Origin of the sequence: Pseudomonas sp. Pseusp16 (genome assembly GCF_047324915.1) — a bacterium.
Lineage (GTDB): Bacteria > Pseudomonadota > Gammaproteobacteria > Pseudomonadales > Pseudomonadaceae > Aquipseudomonas > Aquipseudomonas fluorescens_CD.
The window spans coordinates 1,065,494-1,084,982 of sequence record NZ_CP168522.1 but is presented as its reverse complement, the minus strand read 5'-3'; the positions used below and the strand labels follow the sequence as shown (position 1 = coordinate 1,084,982).

Sequence of the window (19,489 nt, the reverse complement as noted above, 5' to 3'; positions counted from 1 at the left end):
GAATTAAACTCATCAATCGAGCAACTGATCGTTGAACCATTCCAGCATCTGCGCCACCGCCGGACGCTCCAGCCGCACCCTCTCGCACACCAGCGCGTATTGGCCCAGGGCGGTCATGCTCGACGTAAACGGCCGTACCAGCCGACCGCTGAGCAAATCTTCCTGGGCTGTCAGGTTGTCGCCCATGGCCACGCCCTGCCCTTGAGCGGCCGCTTCCAGCGCCAGCCCGGCATGGGCGAAATACAACTGGCGGTCCGGACGCTGGTCGCCGGCATGACTGGTGAGCCACGCGGTCCAGGTCTTGCCGTCCTGATCATCGTGCAGCAGGCAATGACGGACCAGGTCCTTCGGGGTTTTCAGAGTGCCCTGGTTGAACAGGCCGGGACTGCACACCGGAAAGAACTGCAACGCCGGAAGCGGCCTGACGAAATACGCGGTGCTGTCCACCGGACCGGTGCCGTAGGTGATCGCCAGGTCGATGTCTTCCCCGGGCGCCGTGGCGTCGATCGGTTGTTCGTACAGATGCAGAGTGATGTGCGGATAGCGCGCGTAGAAATCCGTGAGGCGACTCATCAGCCACTTTTGCGCCAGCTCGGCGGTGACCGCCAGGCGTAATACCGCCAGGGATGAAGGATCGCGCAGTTCATCGCAGGCATCGCCAATCAGTTCGAAGGCCTGTTGCAGGCTTTGCATCAGGCGCCCGGCGGCCAGGGTCGGGCGAATCTGCCGGCCTTCGCGCACGAACAGCGACACGCCGAGTTGCTCTTCGAGTTGGCGAATCTGGTGGCTGACCGCGCTGTCGGTGACACACAACTCGGCCGCCGCCCGGCCGAAATGGGCGTGACGGGCGGCGCATTCGAAGGTTCTGAGGGCTGCCAGGGAGGGTAGTCGTCGCATGGGGCTTGATCCCGGTTTCGAGGTGCCCATGCTGACCCGGACATTAGTGTGCGTCCAGTGGGACCGCGTTATCGTTCATCGCTGGCAAGCCAGCGCCCACAAGGATTGCAGGCGAACAGAAAACTTGTGCCCGGTACATAACCTGTGGGAGCTGGCTTGCCTGCGATGGCGTCGGCACTCTCGCTTCTTGTCTTCTAGGCTAATACCGGATCCCCCAAGCCACCGGAGACCACCATGCACCTCGAAGGCTCCTGCCATTGCGGCGCGGTGTCGTTCAGTTTGACCAGCGCCCACCCCTACCCTTACCAGCGTTGCTACTGCTCGATCTGCCGCAAGACCCAGGGCGGTGGCGGCTATTCGATCAACCTCGGTGGCGATGCCGCCAGCCTCAAGGTTCGCGGGCGCAAGCACATCGCGATTTACCACGCGCGACTCAAGGAACAAGGCCAAAAACGCGCCCACAGCAGCACCGCCGAGCGGCATTTCTGCTCGGTGTGCGGCTCGGGTTTATGGCTGTTCAGCCCCGAATGGCCTGAGTTGATTCACCCCTTCGCGTCGGCCATCGACACGCCACTGCCGGTGCCGCCGGAGCACACACACCTGATGCTCGGCTCAAAAGCGCCGTGGGTAGAGGTTCAGGCGCAGCCCAGGGATCAACAGTTCGACCTGTACCCCGAAGAGTCCATCGCGCAATGGCATGAACGGTTGGGTTTGAGCCGTTAGCTTTTGTTTGGCTGATGGCCCCTTCGCGAGCAAGCCCGCTCCCACAGTTGGAATGCATTTCCCTGTGGGAGCGGGCTTGCTCGCGAAGGCGTCCGCCAGAACAACACCAAATAATCAGACCGCCGCAGGCACGCCGCTGTGAAAACGAAACTCCACATCCGGCGACTCAATCAGTTCCTGCTCGGCGGCGCGGACCTTGTCGATCACCTGGGCAATATCCTTGGCGTCGCCGTACTGGTAGGCCAGTTTCAGGTAACCCTGGAAGTGCCGGGCCTCGCTCTTGAGCAGACCGAAATAGAACTTACCCAGTTCTTCGTCCAGATGCGGCACCAGCGCTTCGAAACGCTCGCAACTGCGGGCCTCGATGAATGCCCCCACCACCAATGTGTCCACCAGTTTCACCGGCTCGTGACTGCGTACCACCTTGCGCAGCCCCGAAGCATAGCGCCCGGCGGACAGTTGGCGCAGCGCGATCTTGCGGCGTTTCATCAGGCGCATGACCTGTTCGTGGTGCACCAGCTCTTCCCGGGCCAGGCGCGACATCATGTTGATCAGGTCTACGTGGGAGTGATACTTGGCGATCAGGCTCAATGCGGTGCTGGCGGCCTTGAATTCGCAGTTCTTGTGGTCGATCAGCAGGGTTTCCTGATCGGCCAGCGCGGCTTGAACCCAGCCGTCGGGGGTGCGGCAGCCAAGGAACTCGTGAATTTCGGGAAGGATCATGGGGCTCACGGAAAAATAGGTTCAAAACGAAGGGCGCCGATTATACCGGCCTGCCCGCAGACCACCAGTCGCCAACCGTTGATATGCATCAAGTCCCCGAATCGCAGACAGCAACTATAGTTGTGCAACGCCGTGCTTTTTCATTTTCAGGAGATCCCGATCATGCAAGCCGTACGCAGCATTCTGGTGGTCATCGACCCCGAACACTCCGAAAGCCTGGCGCTCAAACGGGCGAAGCTGATTGCCGGTGTGACCCAGGCGCATCTGCATCTGCTGGTGTGCGATCCCAAGCATGATCACAGTGGCATGTTGGGTGTGCTCAAGGCCGCTTTACTGTCGGACGGTTACAGCGTCACCACTGAACAGGCCTGGAATCATAGCCTGCATCAAACCATCACCGATGTGCAGCAAGCCGAAGGTTGCGGCCTGGTGGTGAAGCAGCATTTTCCCGACAGCACACTGAAAAAGGCCCTGCTGACACCCGAGGACTGGAAATTGCTGCGCCAATGCCCTTCCCCGGTACTGCTGGTGAAAACCGCCGGTTCATGGAAAGACAAAGTGATCCTGGCCGCTGTCGACGTCGGCAACACCGACTCCGAACACCGCCACCTGCACGACACGATCATTGATCATGGCTATGACATCGCAACCCTGGCCAAGGCCCACCTGCACGTGATCAGCGCCCACCCGTCACCGATGCTGTCGTCGGCCGACCCGACGTTTCAACTCAGCGAAACCATCCAGGCGCGCTACCGCGAGCAATGCAAGTCGTTCCAGACTGAATTCGACATTGACGATGAGCACCTGCACATCGAGGAAGGCCCGGCGGATGTGCTGATCCCGTTCATGGTGCACAAGCTGCAGGCGGCGGTGACGGTGATCGGTACCGTGGCCCGCAGCGGTTTGTCCGGGACCCTGATCGGCAATACGGCGGAAGTGGTGCTGGATGCGGTCGAGAGCGATGTGCTGGTGCTCAAGCCGCAGGAAATCGAGGATCATCTGGAGGAGATTGCGAACAATCATTGAGATTTGTAGCGACTGTCAGGACGCCTTCGCGAGCAAGTCGAATCGTCGCACCGCCGCTCCCACATTTGAAATGCATTCCCTTGTGGGAGCGGGCTTGCTCGCGAAGCTTTTCAGGATCTAACCGCCAAAGGCGTCTTTCAGGAACCCCGGCGCAATGTAGCGCTGGTAATGCGCCTCGGAGAGCAGGAAAAATTCCCGATCAATGGCATCGCGCAATTCCGGCAGGTTCCAGTCGCGAAACTCCGGCAGCAACACCATGCCGTAGGCTTCCAGGTTGTTGATCACCCGCGCGCCCCGCGCGATCAACTGGTAGGCCCAGCAGTATTCCGACTGATGGGGCACAAAACGGATCTTGCGTTGCTCCAGCTGCATTCTCAGTAGTGCCGGGTCGAAAATTTCCACCTTGGCGGCCATCACCTGCGACAGCAACTGCTCCAGGCGCAGCCATACCGCGCGCTTCTCTTCCTCGTTGTAACCGTTCCAGTGGATCACTTCGTGGTGGAAACGCTTGCAGCCGCGGCACACCAGGTCTCCGTAAACAGTGGAGCAGAGGCCGACGCAAGGTGTCTTGATGGTCTGATTGGGCATAGATAGGCAAAACGCGAGAAAGCAGGACAGGCCGGCATGTTAGCCCTTTGTCCGCCATTGATCACCCCTCAAAGTTCAGGGCCTTGGGTGAATCGGGGTTTACCGGCCGCCTCCACCAAAGTCCAATAAAACCTGACTTACCTTTAATTTTTTTTTGCCGTAGAATCAGCCTGCCTTTTTAGGCGCCAATGTCCGTTAGAAGCTGTTTTCAAAGCGTCACGAGCACAGTCGTTCCTTCAGAGCGGTGTTGGCGAGGGGTTTTTCCAGCGGGGAAAAGCCCAACGCCAACCCTCATCAGCTCCCGTTCTGCAGGCGTAAAACTTTGAAAGCAGCTTCTGTAAGGAATTGTCGGTAATTCTGGCTAAGTGGCTCACAACGCCATGCAGCGCATGAGTACGGCAATTTCGGGATGAGCGTCCCGGACACCCATTTGGGACCACTGATGAGGGTAATAACTGTGCTTGAAGCCTACCGCAAACATATCGAAGAGCGCGCAGCACTGGGTATCGTTCCCCAGCCGCTAAACGCCGAACAAACTGCAGGCCTGGTCGAGCTGCTGAAAAATCCCCCGGCTGGCGAAGAAGCATTCCTCGTTGACCTGATCACCAATCGCGTTCCGCCAGGCGTGGACGAAGCTGCCTATGTCAAGGCCGGCTTCCTGTCCGCCATCGCCAAAGGCGAAGCCAAATCCCCCCTGATCGACAAGAAGCGCGCTGTTGAACTGCTCGGCACCATGCAGGGCGGCTACAACATCGTGACTCTGGTAAACCTGCTGGACGACGCCGAACTGGCACCAGTAGCTGCCGAAGAACTCAAGCACACCCTGCTGATGTTCGATGCCTTCCACGACGTCGCTGAAAAAGCCAAGAACGGTAACGTTCACGCCAAAGGCGTGCTGCAATCCTGGGCTGACGGCGAGTGGTTCGTGAAGCGCCCGACCCTGGCCGACAAGATCAGCCTGCGCGTGTTCAAGGTCACCGGCGAAACCAACACCGACGACCTGTCCCCTGCTCCGGATGCCTGGTCCCGTCCGGACATCCCGCTGCACGCCCTGGCCATGCTGAAAATGGCTCGCGACGGCATCGTGCCGGACGAGCAAGGCGTCACCGGTCCGATGAAGCAGATCGAAGAAATGCGCAACGCCGGCTTCCCGATCGCCTACGTCGGCGACGTAGTCGGTACCGGTTCTTCGCGTAAATCGGCGACCAACTCGGTACTGTGGTTCTTCGGCGACGACGTTCCTTACGTGCCGAACAAGCGTGCCGGCGGTTTCTGCTTCGGCAGCAAGATCGCTCCGATCTTCTACAACACCATGGAAGATGCCGGCGCACTGCCAATCGAATTCGACGTATCCAACATGCACATGGGCGACGTGATCGACCTGTACCCGCATGCTGGCAAAGTCTGCAAGCACGGCACCGACGAAGTCCTGACCACCTTCGAAATGAAGACCCCGGTCCTGCTGGACGAAGTTCGCGCTGGCGGCCGTATTCCGCTGATCATCGGCCGTGGCCTGACCGAGAAGGCTCGTGCCGAGCTGGGTCTGCCACCTTCGACCCTGTTCAAGAAGCCTGAAGCACCGGCTGAAAGCACCAAGGGTTTCACCCTGGCGCAGAAAATGGTCGGCAAGGCTTGCGGTGTGACCGGCGTTCGTCCGGGCACCTACTGCGAACCGAAGATGACCACCGTGGGTTCCCAGGACACCACCGGTCCAATGACCCGTGACGAACTCAAAGACCTGGCGTGCCTGGGCTTCTCGACCGACCTGGTGATGCAGTCCTTCTGCCACACCGCGGCTTATCCAAAGCCGATCGACGTGACCACCCACCACACCCTGCCTGACTTCATCATGACCCGCGGCGGCGTTTCCCTGCGTCCGGGCGACGGCATCATCCACTCGTGGCTGAACCGCATGCTGCTGCCGGACACCGTCGGTACCGGTGGTGACTCCCACACCCGTTTCCCGATCGGCATTTCGTTCCCGGCCGGTTCCGGCCTGGTAGCGTTCGCCGCTGCCACCGGCGTCATGCCGCTGGACATGCCTGAGTCGATCCTGGTTCGCTTCAAAGGCGAACTGCAGCCAGGCGTCACCCTGCGTGACCTGGTTCACGCCATTCCTTACTACGCGATCCAGAAAGGCCTGTTGACCGTAGAGAAGAAAGGCAAGAAGAACGCCTTCTCCGGTCGCATCCTGGAGATCGAAGGTCTGCCTAAACTGACCGTAGAGCAAGCGTTCGAACTGTCCGACGCCTCGGCCGAACGTTCGGCTGCCGGTTGCACCATCCAGCTGTCCAAAGAGTCGATCGCCGAGTACCTGCAATCGAACATCACCCTGCTGCGCTGGATGATCGGCGAAGGCTACGGCGATGCGCGTACCCTGGAACGTCGTGCTCAAGCGATGGAAGCCTGGCTGGCCAACCCTGAGCTGCTGGAAGCTGACAAGGACGCTGAATACGCCGAAGTCATCGAGATCGACCTGGCCGACATCAAGGAGCCTGTGCTCTGCGCGCCGAACGACCCGGACGACGCTCGCCTGCTCTCCAGCGTTGCTGGCGAGAAGATCGACGAAGTGTTCATCGGTTCGTGCATGACCAACATCGGTCACTTCCGCGCCGCCGGCAAGTTGCTGGAACAGGTCAAGGGTCAGCTGCCAACCCGTCTGTGGCTGTCGCCGCCGACCAAGATGGACGCTCACCAACTGACCGAAGAAGGCTACTACGGCATCTACGGCAAGGCCGGCGCTCGCATGGAAATGCCAGGCTGCTCGCTGTGCATGGGTAACCAGGCACGTGTAGAGGCCAACTCCACTGTAGTGTCGACGTCGACCCGTAACTTCCCGAACCGTCTGGGTGACGGCGCGAACGTCTACCTGGCTTCGGCCGAGCTGGCGTCCGTGGCCTCCATCCTGGGTCGCCTGCCGACCGTCGAGGAGTACATGGAATACGCTGGCAAGATCGACAGCATGGCGGCCGATGTCTACCGCTACCTGTCCTTCGACCAGATCGCCGAGTTCCGTGAAGCTGCTGCGAACGCCAACATTCCGGTCGTTCAAGCCTAACGTTGCAACGCAATGAAAAACGCCGCCCATCGTGAGATGGACGGCGTTTTTTTATGCCCACGATGGACCACTATCCCCTGTGGGAGCGGGCTTGCTCGCGAAAGCTGTGTGTCAGTCCATACAAATATTGACTGACACTCCCTCTTCGCGAGCAAGCCCGCTCCCACAGGGGTCATGCGTTCAACTGAAGGGCCTGCTGCACCGCACCATCCACGCTCAACCCGCTCAGCACCACAGCGTTGGCCTCCACCTCCGGCAACGCCGCCAGCGCCGCTTGCGCACTGTCCTTGAGACGAGCCAGAGTCAGGCGCTTGCCTTCCTGATGCACCCGCACGAAAAACGCCTGCAACGCCTCGATGCTGGTGCCATCCAGGTCGGGGGATTCCTCAAGACTGAGAATCACTGAATGAACGGGTTCCTGTGAGTGCCGGACCAGACGCAAGGCGCCGCCAAGAATCCGCTCGACGTTGGCAAAGAACAACGCTTCACCCGGACGGACAATCAACACGCCTGGCACTGATTGCGCCGTTGGATGGCGTTGCAGATCGACAAAGTCGTGACCGCCATCGATGCGCCCCAGAATCTGAATATCCGCCGCCGACATCTGCTTGAGCATCAGCAACACACTGATCGCCACCGCCACCAGCAAGCCATCCAGCACCCCCAGCACCAACACGGCACCCACGGCGCAGATCACCAGCAGACGGTCACGGCGCCAGATGAAATACCGTCCCAGCGGCTGCAGGCTCAGACCGCGTCCCAGTGCATGGATAACGATGGCGGCCAGGATCGGCTCCGGGGTCAGGGCGATGTAAGGCAGCACCGTCAGGACAATGACCAGCACCACCAGCGCCGCCACGATACCGGCCAGGCGCGAAGTGGCACCTGCCGCTTCATTGGCCGACGTGGCCGAATACCCCGCGCCGGCCGGCATGCCGTGGAACAGGCCGGACAACAGGTTGCTAGCCCCCAGCGCCAGCAGATCTCGGTTGGAGGTGACGCGGTCCCCATGCTTGAGCGCATAGGCACTGATCGAGCCATAAGACTCCGCATACAGAATCATCACCATGGCGAACGCCAATTCACCCAGACGCAGCCAGTCGGCAAACGGCAGTACCGGCAACTTCGGCACCTCCAGGCTCAGGTCGATCACGCCGATCAGCTTCACGCCATAAGCCGGCAGGTCCAGCCACTGCCCCGCCGCAACGCCAATGACCACCACCAACAAACCACCTGGCAGACGTCGAAACCGTGCGAACAGCCATAACAAGGCCAATGCCACGGCGCCGACGCCAGCCGCCGCCCAGTTCCATTGCGGCATTTGCTCCAGCAGTTGCGGCAGAAAGCGCACCAGGTTGGCATCGGTCAAATGCACACCGACCACGCTGGCGACCTGCTTGAGAATGATGGTCAGCGCCAGTCCGAAGGCAAAACCGCGCAACACCGGTTTGGCAATGAACGACGTCACGCTGCCGAGCTTGAACAGCCCGGCCAGCAGGAAAAACATCCCGGTCACCAGCACCAGGCCGAAGGCCAGGGTCGAGCGCAGTTGCGGGTCGCCATTGGCCAGGGTGGCGGTCGCGGCGGCCAGCACGGCGGCGGAAGATGAGGTAGCCGAGACGATGGCGAAGCGGCTGGTGCCGAACAGGCCATAACACAACAATCCGGCGAACAAGGCGATCACCCCGGCCTGGGGCGCCAGTGCGGCGATGCCTGAGTAAGCGACCGCCTCGGGCAGCAGCAGGCCGGCAATCGACAAACCTGCCAGCAGGTCCTGCCAGCGATTGGGCGGCTCAACGGGGTTAGGCGGTAAGGCGCTCGACAATCCAGTGTCTCCAGTCGAAAAAAACCCGCTGCGCGAGTGATACGCACAGCCGCCACTGTAGCTCAAAAGCAAAAGATCGCCGCCTGTAGCGAAGCTGAAGTGAACGCACTCCCCTGTAGGAGCGAGACTGCTCGCGAAAAATCCCAGGGCAACACGGGCACCCAGACACCCCCGCGTCATCGTTGACGCCCATCGCGGGCAAGCCCGCTCCTACAGTTTGATCGGGCTACAACTGAAGTGAACGCGCTCCCCTGTAGGAGCGAGCCTGCTCGCGAAAAATCCCAGGACAACACGGGCACCCAGACACCCCGCGTCATCTCTGACATGCTTTTGCTTTGGCTTTTGATCTGCCCTGCCCCATCGGGAGGCCGAGCGCAGGTTCTGCGCAGTAGGTAACCCGGCATGGATGCCGGGTTAGCCGCGTACGGCCATGGATGGCCGATCGCGGCGGGCCCTGTAGGAGCGAGCTTGCTCGCGATGGTCGTCAACGATGACGCTGGGCACCTGACCCCCCTCGCGAGCAAGCTCGCTCCTACAGGCTTCTCCAAGTAACCCGTCGTAAAGGCGGAACCAATAGTGGCCATTACCGCAACAATGGATATGTCCACCATCCAAAAAAAAACGGCCAACCCGAAACCCGGATCAGCCGTCATTCACTCACCAAATCAAACAGCAATCACGCACTCAGCGAATAGACCAACGCCGAAATCGCCACCAGACCCACCGCCGTCACGAAGACATTGGACGCCTGACCGCGATAACGTGTCATCGCCGGCACCTTGCGGATGGCATACATCGGCATCAAAAACAGGATCGCCGCAATCACCGGACCACCGAGGGTCTCGATCATGCCAAGGATGCTCGGGTTCAACGTAGCGACGATCCAGCACACCACCAGCATGAACGCAGCGGTCATGCGGTCCAGAGTCTTGGCGGACGGACGCTTGCCGCTCTTGACGATCAGGCCCTTGAGGCCTTCGCTGGCACCGATGTAGTGCCCCAGGAACGACTTGGAAATGGCCACGAAGGCAATCAACGGCGCCGCAAAGGCAATGGTCGGATTGCTGAAGTGGTTGGCCAGGTACGACAGGATCGACAGGTTCTGCGCCTTGGCTTCAGCCAGTTGCGCTGGCGACAGGGTCAGCACGCAGCTGAAGACGAAGAACAGCACCATCACCACCATCAGCAGGTGGGCGCGGGACAGGATCTGCGAACTGCGCTCCTCGGCATGCTCCCCGTAGCGACGCTTCTGGTCCACGGCGAACGCCGAAATGATCGGCGAGTGGTTGAACGAGAACACCATCACCGGAATCGCCAGCCACAAGGTGTGCAACAACGCCGAAGGCGCCGGCACATCGCTGGCGGTGGCCAGGATGCCGCCATTCCAGTGGGGAATCAGGTACACCGCCAGAAACAGCAGGGCGACGATGAACGGGTAGACCATCAGGCTCATGGCCTTGACGATCAGTTGCTCACCACAACGCACCACCGCCAGCAGGCCGAGGATCAGCACCAGCGACAGCACGGCGCGCGGTGGCGGCATGATATGCAGTTGATGCTCAAGGAAACTGCCCACGGTGTTGGTCAGGGCCACACTGTAGATCAGCAGGATCGGGAAAATGGCGAAGAAGTACAGCAAGGTGATCAGCGCACCGGCCTTGATCCCGAAATGCTCCTCCACCACCTCGGTGATGTCGGCGCCTTCGCGCCCGGACAGCACGAAGCGGGTCAGCCCGCGGTGTGCGTAGAAGGTCATCGGGAACGCCAGCAACGCCAGGACCAGCAGCGGCCAGAATCCGCCCAGACCTGCATTGATCGGTAAAAACAGGGTACCCGCACCAATCGCCGTGCCAAACAGGCCCAGCATCCAGGTGGTGTCTTGGCGATTCCAGCTCGAAAGTGTCGCTGGTGTTGCTGCTACATAGCGTTTGTTGACGCTATTGGCCTGATCATTCATCCGGTGGGATCTCCACATTCCGGTCACTTGCCACCCGGCCGGGACGCGTCGGAATACCCGACAGGCGGCGCCCTGGCCGAAACAGAGGCGCGATTCTGGAGGATTACTGAACAGAAGCAAAGACTTAGGTGAGGGACGGTGGTACCAGGTTGCACCTCTGCCCCCTACCACTGTAGGAGCGAGCTTGCTCCGGGCGGCGTTCCGACGAGGGTCGTCAACGATAACGCTGGAAACCAGACACCCCATGGTGCCCTCGGGTTTCTCGCGAGCGAGCTCGCTCCTACAGGGGTCGCAATCAACGCCAGCCGACGATGTGCGCTTGATAAAGGTTAAACGTCATGTATTTTTAACTGACCTGTATCTTTCCGGAGTCTTCCCATGCCACTGGTTCGCGTCGACATCAAAAAACATCAGGACCCCACCCACGCCAAACGCATCGGCCAATTGATCTACGCCGCCATGCGCAGCACCATCGGTGTGCCGGAGGACGACAACTTCCAGATCCTCGCCGAACACGATGAGCAGCATTTCATCTTTGATCCCGGCTATCTGGGCATCAATCGCACGGACCAGTTGGTGGTGATCCAGATCACCATGAGCGAGGGGCGAACCGTCGAGCAGAAAAAACTCCTCTATAAAACCATCGCCGAAAGCCTTCATGCGGAACTGGCCATGCGCCTGGAGGATGTTTTCATCAATCTGGTGGAAGTGAAAAAAGAGAATTGGTCGTTCGGCAACGGGATTGCCCAATACGCCCTCTGATGTTCAACCTGCAGACCCGAGAGTGCCCCATGCCCCGAGTTTCCCGCAAACAAGCCGACCTCAACCGCGAGATCATCGTCGATGCCGCCACACGGCTGTTTCGCGAGCGCGGTTTGCACGGGATCAGTGTTGTCGATGTGATGGCTGCCGCGGGCCTGACCCACGGCGGCTTCTACGGGCACTTCGAATCCAGGGAAGCCCTGGCGCAAGAGGCCAGTGGCCGGGCTTTCGAGCAAGCCGCGCACCGCTGGCAGGCGCGGGTGGCCGAGCATGACAGCAAGGACGCTGCCCGTCGCGCCGTGATCGAACCGTACCTGTCCAGCGAAAGCCGGGACAATCCGGGTGACAGCTGCCCGGTGGTGGCCTTTGCCGGGGACATGTGCCACGAGGCCGCCGAGAGCGGTTTGCGTCAAACCTATATGCAGGGCCTGAACAACCTGCTCGATTCCCTCGGCTCGCTGTTGCAGGCAGAGGACGAAGCCGGCAAACGACAGCAGGCACTGGTGCAGTATTCGTTGATGTTCGGCGCGCTGATGCTGTCCCGGGCTACCCGCGGCGACCCGCTGTCGGATGAAATTCTCGAGGCTGCCCGGGCCGCTCTCGCGCCGTCGAAGTAAAGCGACCTCAACCCTCGCAACAAAACAATCGCCAGCCTCGCCAACCACCACATCGCGCTGCCCGCCAGTGCGCAGGCGTTGTCGCAGGCTGCGATCACTGGTGGTTGCCAAGCTATCCTTAAATCAGCAATCTCAAACGATGTTCGAGCCGATTTTTCGATGCCCACAGGGAGCCAAGCATGCCTGTAACCGTTCTGGTACTGGTTGAAACCATCAATGATTACCTGCCCATCCTGGAACATCAGGGCTTCCACCTGATTCTGGCCCCGACGCCCGCCGAACGCGCCGAAGCCATCGCCCGGCACGCCTGCCAGATCGACGCCGTCCTCACCCGTGGCCCATTGGGGCTGTATACCGATGAAATCGCCGCGCTGCCCAACCTCAAGATCATCTGCGTGATCGGCGCCGGCTATGAACACGTCGACCTGCAGGCCGCCGCCGACCGGGGCATCACCGTCACCAATGGCGCCGGGGTCAACGCCTCGTCCGTCGCCGACCATGCCATGGCGCTGCTGCTGTCGCTGGTACGCGACGTGCCGCGCTGTGATGCCGCCGTACGGCACGGCGAGTGGCCGAAGATCATGCGCCCTTCCCTCGCCGGCAAACGCCTGGGCATCCTTGGCCTCGGCGCGGTCGGCATGGCCATCGCCAAACGCGCCGGTGCCGGTTTCGACATGAGCATCAGCTATCACAACCGCCAGCATCGCAGCGATGCGCCCTACACGTTCTGCTCGACCCCGACCGAACTGGCGCGCGCCTCGGACTTCCTGATCGTCGCCACGCCCGGCGGCCTGGGCACCAAGCACCTGGTCAATCGCCAGGTGCTCGACGCACTGGGTCCCAACGGGTTTATCGTCAACATCGCCCGGGCCAGCGTGATTGCCACCGCCGACCTGATCACCGCCCTGGAGCAACGCCGAATCGCTGGCGCCGCGCTGGATGTGTTCGACGCCGAACCGAAGGTGCCGGATGCGCTCAAGGCCCTGAGCAACGTGATCCTCACACCCCATGTCGCCGGGTTGTCCCCGGAAGCCACCCAGGGCACCGTCGAACTGGTGGGCAAGAACCTCGTGGCGTTTTTCTCCAGACAACCGGTGCTGACGCCGATTGCCTTGCCGCCCGCCATGAGCCGGGTCGCCCATTGAAGGCGATTCAAACAGCTGTATCAAAAACAATGATTGGCCGGCAACACGCTCACCTATAAGAGCGGTTCGCGGTTGTGGGTGCGCAGTGTGCGCATTAGATTAGCCAATAGTTTCAGGCCTCCAGAATAAGCAGAAGGGATAAGCATGGCGCTTAATGACCAGTCCACCCGTATCCGCACCGGCGAAGAGCTCGATGTCAGCCTGATCGATCCGTACCTCAAGGCCCATATTCCAGGGCTCAGCGGCTTGCCACAGATCAGCCAGTTTCCGGGCGGCGCTTCAAACCTCACCTACTTGCTGGAGTACCCCGAACAGGAATTCGTCCTGCGTCGCCCGCCCTTTGGCCACAAAGCCAAATCCGCCCACGACATGGGCCGTGAATTCCGCATCCTCAATCAACTGCGCAACGGTTTTCCGTACTGCCCGAAAGCCTATGTGCACTGCACCGACGAATCGGTGATCGGTGCCGAGTTCTATGTCATGGAACGGGTCAACGGCATCATCCTGCGCTCGGACCTGCCGCCGGAACTGGGCCTGGATTCGGCGAAAACCGAAGCCCTGTGCAAGAGTTTCATCGACAAGTTCGTGGAACTGCATCGCGTTGACTACAACGCCTACGGCCTGGGTGACCTGGGCAAACCCGAAGGCTACGTGGCGCGGCAGATCAAAGGCTGGAGCGATCGCTACGAAAAAGCCCTGACCCCCGATGCGCCGCAATGGGACGTGGTCAAGGCATGGCTCAACGACAAGATGCCGGCCGACCATCCGACCTCCAGCATCGTGCACAACGACTACCGCTTCGACAACGTGATCCTCGACCCGGCCAACCCGATGCAGATCATCGGCGTGCTCGACTGGGAACTGACCACCCTCGGCGACCCGCTGATGGACCTGGGCAACACCCTCGCCTACTGGATCGAAGCCGATGACCCGGCGCCGGTGCAGATGATGCGCCGCCAGCCAAGCCATGCGCCGGGCATGCTGACCCGTCGCGAATTCGTCGATTACTACGCCGAACGTTCGGGCATCCGCATCGACAATTTCGACTTCTACTACACCTACGGCCTGTTCCGCCTGGCCGGCATCGTGCAGCAGATCTACTACCGCTTCTACCATGGCCAGACCCAGGACAAACGCTTCGCGCAGTTCATTCACATGAACAAGCTGCTGGAGCAGATGAGTCTGCAAGTCATCCGCAAATCCAGTCTGTGAACCTGATTCTGCTCGATTACACAGAACCCTGTAGGAGCGAGCTTGCTCGCGAAGGTCGCTAACGATAACGCGCGCTCACTGACCCGACACAGTGCCCTCTACCGACTCGATAACAAGGAAACCCCATGTCCAAGACTCAGTTGTTCGACCTCGACGGCAAGATCGCTTTCGTCTCCGGCGCCAGCCGTGGCATCGGTGAAGCCATCGCCAAACTGCTGGCCCAGCAAGGCGCCCACGTGATCGTCTCGAGCCGCAAGCTTGAAGGCTGCCAACACGTGGCCGACGCGATCATCGCCGCTGGCGGCAAGGCCACCGCCATCGCCTGCCACATCGGCGAAATGGAACAGATCAGCCAGGTCTTCGCCGGCATCAAGGAACAGTTCGGCCGCCTCGACATCCTGGTCAACAACGCCGCGACCAACCCGCAGTTCTGCAACGTGCTGGACACCGACCTCGGCGCCTTCCAGAAAACCGTCGACGTGAACATCCGCGGCTACTTCTTCATGTCGGTCGAAGCCGGCAAACTGATGCGCGAAAACGGTGGCGGCAGCATCATCAACGTGGCGTCGATCAACGGTGTTTCGCCGGGAGTATTCCAAGGCATCTATTCGGTGACCAAGGCTGCGGTGATCAACATGACCAAAGTGTTCGCCAAGGAATGTGCGCAGTTCGGAATTCGTTGCAATGCCCTGTTGCCGGGTTTGACCGATACCAAGTTTGCTTCGGCGCTGGTGAAGAACGAAGCCATTCTGAACACCGCTTTGCAGCAGATTCCGTTGAAACGAGTGGCGGATCCGAGTGAGATGGCCGGCGCGGTGCTTTATCTGGCCAGCGATGCTTCCAGCTACACCACAGGTGTTTCGTTGAACGTGGATGGTGGTTTCCTGTCCTGATCCGGTTTCCGAATGAAAGAAAGGCAGCCATCGGGGCGATTGGCTGCCTTTTGTTCACACTGCTACCAGCGGTCGCTCGGCAATCAAATCAATTTGGCCGGCTAACAAACTCAACCTTCTCCCTTGCCGAATATACTGGAGAATAATCAAAGAAAACCGTCTCTTGCACGTCACGGACAGCCCTCGATACGAAGGTCCAATCCACCCTGCCGCCAGAGGCAACAAACTGTCTTTCCAAAGGTGGATTAAAATCAAACTCACCCGGACTATTCTCGACATATATGCGAGAGACTCCCGCTGAAACCTCCACGCGAAGGCTATAGGAATGATCCGGCACAATAGTTTGAAAGCCGGAAATTTCTTTATTATCTAAAAAATATCTCGCAATAATTTTCCTGCTAATTGGCAAAGACAGCATCGCATCAAGCCCTGCCACAGCAAGTCCGAGTTCAAATGTTCCGTGCTTTTCCGAGGAACTGGTCACCTCCCACCTATAAACCGTCGTATCTTGATTTAAATCCGGGTTCACATTCAGGTCCTGCACTACAACGCCGTCCCCTCTAACCCAGCGCAAACTGACTTTAGCACCATCTAATGGGCTACCCGGTTTAGGAGTTAACGTAATTGTGCGTTTTGAATTTTTCAGATAGGGAACTTCACTATTGGATACGTCAACGCCATCAATTTTAACGACAGCCTCATCCGCCAGATTGCGCGAAATCACCAGGCTTCGGTGCTCCCACGGCACCAGCACTTCCCGGCTGAAAAACATCAGGGTGATACGACCGCTCTTGCCAGCGTGCGGCGTAATCTTCCAAATGAACTTGCCATTGACGGGAGCCACCCAAGCGCCAAATTCCGGCGATGCAACAGTTTCCAGACCGCCATTGTCGGCCAGCCCCAAATTGATCTCCCTGGCGATCGCGGATGGAGCCTCCACCGTCACTTCGTTCTCTTGACCGCGGCGTAGAACGAGCTCCACCCCCCATTCCACTTGCTTGCCGTTGATAAACAACGTGGCTTGTTCCCAAGGGCTTGTTACAGCGGTTGCAGCTTTTAATCCGGTGGTCATGACGACGTTTCCTTTTCAGCGTTGGACATAAAAAACAGTCCGTGAACTATCAGGAAAATTCGATGGATCGGAAACTGGCATAACTGATAGGACAGCTAGAACAAGGTGCGATAAAAACCCAACGTCATTATCAATGGCATGTACAGAATGAAATCAATGCTCCACTCCACAGCGGGATCACTCTCGAATACGGTGCCTGCCTTGGCATCGGCCCGGTAAGGTATCGAGCCGAAATGCGCTCGGTTCGAGATTCGTTGCAACGCCCTGTTGCCGGGCATGACCGATATCAGGTTTGCTTCGGTGCTGGTGAAGAACCAGGCGATTTTAAACACTGCGCTGACATAGACTCCACTGAAGTGCGTAGCGGATCCGAGTGAGATGGCGGGGGCTGCGTTTTATCTGGCGAGTGATGCGTCGAGTTATACGACTGGGGTTTCGTTGAATGTGAACGGGGGTGTCCTGCCCCACAGATTTGAATGAAAGAAAGGCAGCCGATCAGGGCGATTGGCTGCCTTTTGCTCACACTATTACCAGCGGTCGTTTTGCAATCAAATCAAATTTGCCCGCGAACAAACTCAACCTTCTCCCTTGCCGAATATTCTGATGAATAATCAAAGAGAACCGTCTGTTCTGGTTTTTTGTTAATACTCGACAGGAACTGCCAACTTTTCATCCCGCCAGAGGCATCAAACCATGTATTTAAACTTGGAGCAAAAGAATACTCTCCCTGCGAACCATCGACATATATGCGGGAGACTCCAGTTGAAACCTCCACATGAAGGCGATACATCTGTGCCGTTCGAACAGTCTGAACCCCGGAAATTTCTTTTCCATCTAAAAAATATTTCGCAATAATTTTCCTGCTGACGGGCAATGCCAGCATCGTATCAAGCCCTGCTATAGCAAGTCCGAGTTCAAATGTCCCGTGTTTTGCAGAGGGACTGCTCACATCCCAATAATAAGTCCCTGTATCTATATTCAGATTCGGCGTCACGCTTAAATCCTGCGACACAATACCGTCACCCCTGATCCAGCGCAAACTCACGTTGGTACCAGCCAATGGGCTGCCCGGCTTGGGAATTAACGTAATAACGCGCTTTGAACTTTTCAGATAGGGAACTTCATTATTGGATACGTCAACGCCATCAATTTTAACGACAGCCTCATCCGCCAGATTGCTCGAAAGCAACTTGCTGACCGCAACTTTCATTGGAATAGACATGCCCTGTCCTACCACAGAAATTTCGAAGGTGCCGCTTCTGTTGAATCCAGTCAACTGCCAACGCCAGTTTGGTCCTCCTACCCCCCCAAATGGCGGTGCACTTTGTATATCGCCTTCGGATAGCCCCTGTAAAAGCTTACAATTCAACGTAATATTGTGTCCGGCGATCGGACTGCCCGGCTTAGGGACCAGTGTAACTTCCTGAGCCTGCGTCCTTATGAATACATTTCCACGGGAAGGTACACTTTTCCCGCCAATCCTCACCTCAACCTCATCCGCCAGATTGTTCGACAGCAACTTGCTGTCTGCCAAGGTAATCGGTGTGGTCATGCCCCTGCCCGACAAGGCCAATTGGAAGGTGCCACTTCTGGTGTTCCCGACCACTAACCAGGAATGGATAAGTGACTCACTGCCAAAGGCCGGAGCACTCACCACGTCGGTGACACCGAGACCACTTTTGATTGCACAGGTTAACTTGACCGGAAGGCCGGCCAGCGGGCTGTTGGTTTTGGGGGTCAACGTCACCGTTTGCGCCTTGTCCCGGTAAAACCAGTTACCCCCGGCAGGCACGGCTACGCCGCCAATCTTCACGTCGGCCTCATCCGCCAGGTTGTTCGACAGCAACTTGCTGACAGCCAAGGCAATCGGTGTGGTCATGCCCCTGCCCGCCAATGCCAACTGGAAGGTGCCACTTCTGGTTTTCCCGGTGACTACCCAGCTATACGTGGTTTGCTCACTGCCAAAGGCCGGTGCACTCACCACGTCGCCAGCCGACAGTCCGCTTTTGATCCCACAGGTCAGGGTGACCGGAAGACCCGCCAGCGGGCTGTTGGGTTTGGGAGTCAACGTCACCGTTTGGGCCTTGTCCCGGTAAAACCAATTGCCCCCGGCAGGCACGGCGACGCCCTCAATCTTCACGTCTGCCTCATCTGCCAGGTTGCCCGAAATCACCAGGCTTCGGCTCTCCCACGGTACCAGCACTTCCCGGCTGAAAAACACCAGAGTGATACGACCACTCTTGCCCGCGCCCGGCGTAATCTTCCAAATGAACTTGCCATTGACGGGAGCCACCCAATCGCCAAATTTTGGCGATGCAACAGCTTCCAGACCGCCATTGTCAGCCAGCCCCAGATTGATTTCCCTGGCGATCGCGGATGGAGCCTCCACCGTCACTTCGTTCTCCTGCCCGCGGAGCAAAACGAGCTCCGCCCCCCATTCCACTTGCTTACCGTTGATAAACAACGTGGCTTGCTCCCATGGGCTTGGTGCAGCGGTTGCAACTTTTAATTCGGTGGTCATGACGACGTTTCCTTTTCAGCGTTGGACATAAAAAACAGTCCGTGAACTATCAGGAAAAATCGATGCACCGGTAACTGGCATAACTGAGGGGGCAGCTAGAACAAGGTGTGATAAAAACCCCAATTTCATTATCAACATCATGTAGAGAATGAAATCAGGGCCTGACTCGGCAGCGGGATCACTCTCGCATTCGATGCCCGCCATGGCATCCGCCCGGCATTGTATCGAGCCGAAATGCGCTCAGTTCGGGATTCGTTGCAACGTCTTACTGCGCTGGCACAGATTCCGCTGAAGCACGTGGCGGATCCGGGTGAGATGGCGGGGGGCTGCGTTGTATCTGGCGAGTGATGCGTCAATTTGTACGACTGGTGTTTCGTTGAATGTGGATGGGGGTGTCCTGCCCCACAGATTTGAATGAAAGAAAGGCAGCCGATCAGGGCGATTGGCTGCCTTTTATTCAGACTGTTACC

Annotated in this window: 16 protein-coding genes and 1 pseudogene; 9 read left to right on the top strand and 8 right to left on the bottom strand. The window is 58.7% G+C overall.

The window, feature by feature from the left end:
• Positions 1-12: 12 nt before the first annotated feature.
• Positions 13-897, bottom strand: coding sequence for a LysR substrate-binding domain-containing protein (locus ACEN8Q_RS04775; protein WP_103393673.1), 885 nt, complete (start codon positions 895-897; stop codon positions 13-15).
• Positions 898-1,131: 234 nt separating this feature from the next.
• Here ACEN8Q_RS04775 and ACEN8Q_RS04770 point away from each other — a divergent pair, with 234 nt between their 5' ends.
• Positions 1,132-1,620: a GFA family protein gene (locus ACEN8Q_RS04770; protein WP_413424760.1), complete on the top strand. Its 489-nt coding sequence runs from the start codon at positions 1,132-1,134 to the stop codon at positions 1,618-1,620.
• A gap of 114 nt (positions 1,621-1,734) precedes the next feature.
• Here ACEN8Q_RS04770 and ACEN8Q_RS04765 read toward each other — a convergent pair whose 3' ends face one another.
• Complete coding sequence (locus tag ACEN8Q_RS04765; protein WP_413428130.1) at positions 1,735-2,343, bottom strand: tRNA-(ms[2]io[6]A)-hydroxylase; 609 nt, start codon at positions 2,341-2,343, stop codon at positions 1,735-1,737.
• A 162-nt stretch (positions 2,344-2,505) separates the two neighbouring features.
• Between ACEN8Q_RS04765 and ACEN8Q_RS04760 the strand changes: the two genes are divergently transcribed.
• The gene (locus ACEN8Q_RS04760; protein WP_413428131.1) at positions 2,506-3,369 is read left to right on the top strand and encodes a universal stress protein; all 864 of its coding nucleotides are present in this window, start codon (positions 2,506-2,508) and stop codon (positions 3,367-3,369) included.
• Between the two features lie 117 nt (positions 3,370-3,486).
• Here ACEN8Q_RS04760 and ACEN8Q_RS04755 read toward each other — a convergent pair whose 3' ends face one another.
• On the bottom strand, positions 3,487-3,957 hold the full coding sequence (locus ACEN8Q_RS04755; protein WP_007937731.1) for a DUF1289 domain-containing protein: 471 nt from the start codon (positions 3,955-3,957) through the stop codon (positions 3,487-3,489).
• A 457-nt stretch (positions 3,958-4,414) separates the two neighbouring features.
• Here ACEN8Q_RS04755 and acnB point away from each other — a divergent pair, with 457 nt between their 5' ends.
• Positions 4,415-7,015 carry a bifunctional aconitate hydratase 2/2-methylisocitrate dehydratase gene (gene acnB / locus ACEN8Q_RS04750; protein WP_413428140.1) on the top strand — a complete coding sequence of 867 codons (2,601 nt, stop codon included), beginning with the start codon at positions 4,415-4,417 and terminating at the stop codon, positions 7,013-7,015.
• 172 nt (positions 7,016-7,187) lie between these two features.
• Here acnB and ACEN8Q_RS04745 read toward each other — a convergent pair whose 3' ends face one another.
• Together ACEN8Q_RS04745 and ACEN8Q_RS04740 are read right to left on the bottom strand one after the other, a co-directional pair.
• Positions 7,188-8,840, bottom strand: a complete 1,653-nt coding sequence (locus tag ACEN8Q_RS04745) for a SulP family inorganic anion transporter (RefSeq protein ID WP_413428132.1) — start codon at positions 8,838-8,840, stop codon at positions 7,188-7,190.
• Between the two features lie 676 nt (positions 8,841-9,516).
• Positions 9,517-10,797 carry a serine/threonine transporter gene (locus ACEN8Q_RS04740; RefSeq protein ID WP_413704625.1) on the bottom strand — a complete coding sequence of 427 codons (1,281 nt, stop codon included), beginning with the start codon at positions 10,795-10,797 and terminating at the stop codon, positions 9,517-9,519.
• Between the two features lie 378 nt (positions 10,798-11,175).
• On the opposite strand from ACEN8Q_RS04740, the gene ACEN8Q_RS04735 reads away from it, so the two are divergent.
• The 5 genes from ACEN8Q_RS04735 (at position 11,176) to ACEN8Q_RS04715 (ending at position 15,426) form a co-directional block, all read left to right on the top strand.
• Positions 11,176-11,559, top strand: a complete 384-nt coding sequence (locus ACEN8Q_RS04735; protein WP_413428134.1) for a tautomerase family protein — start codon at positions 11,176-11,178, stop codon at positions 11,557-11,559.
• Positions 11,560-11,588: 29 nt separating this feature from the next.
• Positions 11,589-12,176: a TetR/AcrR family transcriptional regulator gene (locus ACEN8Q_RS04730; protein ID WP_413428135.1), complete on the top strand. Its 588-nt coding sequence runs from the start codon at positions 11,589-11,591 to the stop codon at positions 12,174-12,176.
• A gap of 179 nt (positions 12,177-12,355) precedes the next feature.
• Complete coding sequence (locus tag ACEN8Q_RS04725) at positions 12,356-13,321, top strand: 2-hydroxyacid dehydrogenase (protein ID WP_413428136.1); 966 nt, start codon at positions 12,356-12,358, stop codon at positions 13,319-13,321.
• A gap of 144 nt (positions 13,322-13,465) precedes the next feature.
• The gene (locus ACEN8Q_RS04720) at positions 13,466-14,533 is read left to right on the top strand and encodes a phosphotransferase family protein (RefSeq protein WP_413428137.1); all 1,068 of its coding nucleotides are present in this window, start codon (positions 13,466-13,468) and stop codon (positions 14,531-14,533) included.
• Positions 14,534-14,658: 125 nt separating this feature from the next.
• On the top strand, positions 14,659-15,426 hold the full coding sequence (locus tag ACEN8Q_RS04715) for an SDR family oxidoreductase (protein WP_085714718.1): 768 nt from the start codon (positions 14,659-14,661) through the stop codon (positions 15,424-15,426).
• 88 nt (positions 15,427-15,514) lie between these two features.
• Here the strand turns inward: ACEN8Q_RS04715 and ACEN8Q_RS04710 are convergent, their stop codons facing one another.
• Both ACEN8Q_RS04710 and ACEN8Q_RS04705 read right to left on the bottom strand, forming a co-directional pair.
• Positions 15,515-16,498, bottom strand: coding sequence for a hypothetical protein (locus ACEN8Q_RS04710; RefSeq protein WP_413428138.1), 984 nt, complete (start codon positions 16,496-16,498; stop codon positions 15,515-15,517).
• Positions 16,499-16,593: 95 nt separating this feature from the next.
• Complete coding sequence (locus ACEN8Q_RS04705; protein WP_413704624.1) at positions 16,594-16,830, bottom strand: hypothetical protein; 237 nt, start codon at positions 16,828-16,830, stop codon at positions 16,594-16,596.
• On the opposite strand from ACEN8Q_RS04705, the pseudogene ACEN8Q_RS04700 reads away from it, so the two are divergent.
• Positions 16,730-16,978 (top strand): annotated as a pseudogene (locus ACEN8Q_RS04700) (SDR family oxidoreductase); the annotation flags it as partial. The gene ACEN8Q_RS04705 and the pseudogene ACEN8Q_RS04700 overlap by 101 nt on opposite strands.
• 73 nt (positions 16,979-17,051) lie before the next feature.
• On the opposite strand, the gene ACEN8Q_RS04695 reads toward ACEN8Q_RS04700, so the two are convergent.
• Positions 17,052-19,019: a hypothetical protein gene (locus ACEN8Q_RS04695; RefSeq protein ID WP_413704623.1), complete on the bottom strand. Its 1,968-nt coding sequence runs from the start codon at positions 19,017-19,019 to the stop codon at positions 17,052-17,054.
• Positions 19,020-19,489: the final 470 nt, after the last annotated feature.

Bases quoted from the DNA above. Each gene is read 5' to 3' on its own strand.
- ACEN8Q_RS04715 (WP_085714718.1), top strand. From the start codon at position 14,659: ATGTCCAAGACTCAGTTGTTCGACCTCGACGGCAAGATCGCTTTCGTC.
- ACEN8Q_RS04775 (WP_103393673.1), bottom strand. From the start codon at position 897: ATGCGACGACTACCCTCCCTGGCAGCCCTCAGAACCTTCGAATGCGCC.
- ACEN8Q_RS04740 (WP_413704625.1), bottom strand. From the start codon at position 10,797: ATGAATGATCAGGCCAATAGCGTCAACAAACGCTATGTAGCAGCAACA.
- ACEN8Q_RS04755 (WP_007937731.1), bottom strand. From the start codon at position 3,957: ATGCCCAATCAGACCATCAAGACACCTTGCGTCGGCCTCTGCTCCACT.
- ACEN8Q_RS04720 (WP_413428137.1), top strand. From the start codon at position 13,466: ATGGCGCTTAATGACCAGTCCACCCGTATCCGCACCGGCGAAGAGCTC.
- ACEN8Q_RS04710 (WP_413428138.1), bottom strand. From the start codon at position 16,498: ATGACCACCGGATTAAAAGCTGCAACCGCTGTAACAAGCCCTTGGGAA.
- ACEN8Q_RS04770 (WP_413424760.1), top strand. From the start codon at position 1,132: ATGCACCTCGAAGGCTCCTGCCATTGCGGCGCGGTGTCGTTCAGTTTG.
- ACEN8Q_RS04695 (WP_413704623.1), bottom strand. From the start codon at position 19,019: ATGACCACCGAATTAAAAGTTGCAACCGCTGCACCAAGCCCATGGGAG.
- ACEN8Q_RS04725 (WP_413428136.1), top strand. From the start codon at position 12,356: ATGCCTGTAACCGTTCTGGTACTGGTTGAAACCATCAATGATTACCTG.
- ACEN8Q_RS04765 (WP_413428130.1), bottom strand. From the start codon at position 2,343: ATGATCCTTCCCGAAATTCACGAGTTCCTTGGCTGCCGCACCCCCGAC.
- ACEN8Q_RS04735 (WP_413428134.1), top strand. From the start codon at position 11,176: ATGCCACTGGTTCGCGTCGACATCAAAAAACATCAGGACCCCACCCAC.
- ACEN8Q_RS04760 (WP_413428131.1), top strand. From the start codon at position 2,506: ATGCAAGCCGTACGCAGCATTCTGGTGGTCATCGACCCCGAACACTCC.
- ACEN8Q_RS04730 (WP_413428135.1), top strand. From the start codon at position 11,589: ATGCCCCGAGTTTCCCGCAAACAAGCCGACCTCAACCGCGAGATCATC.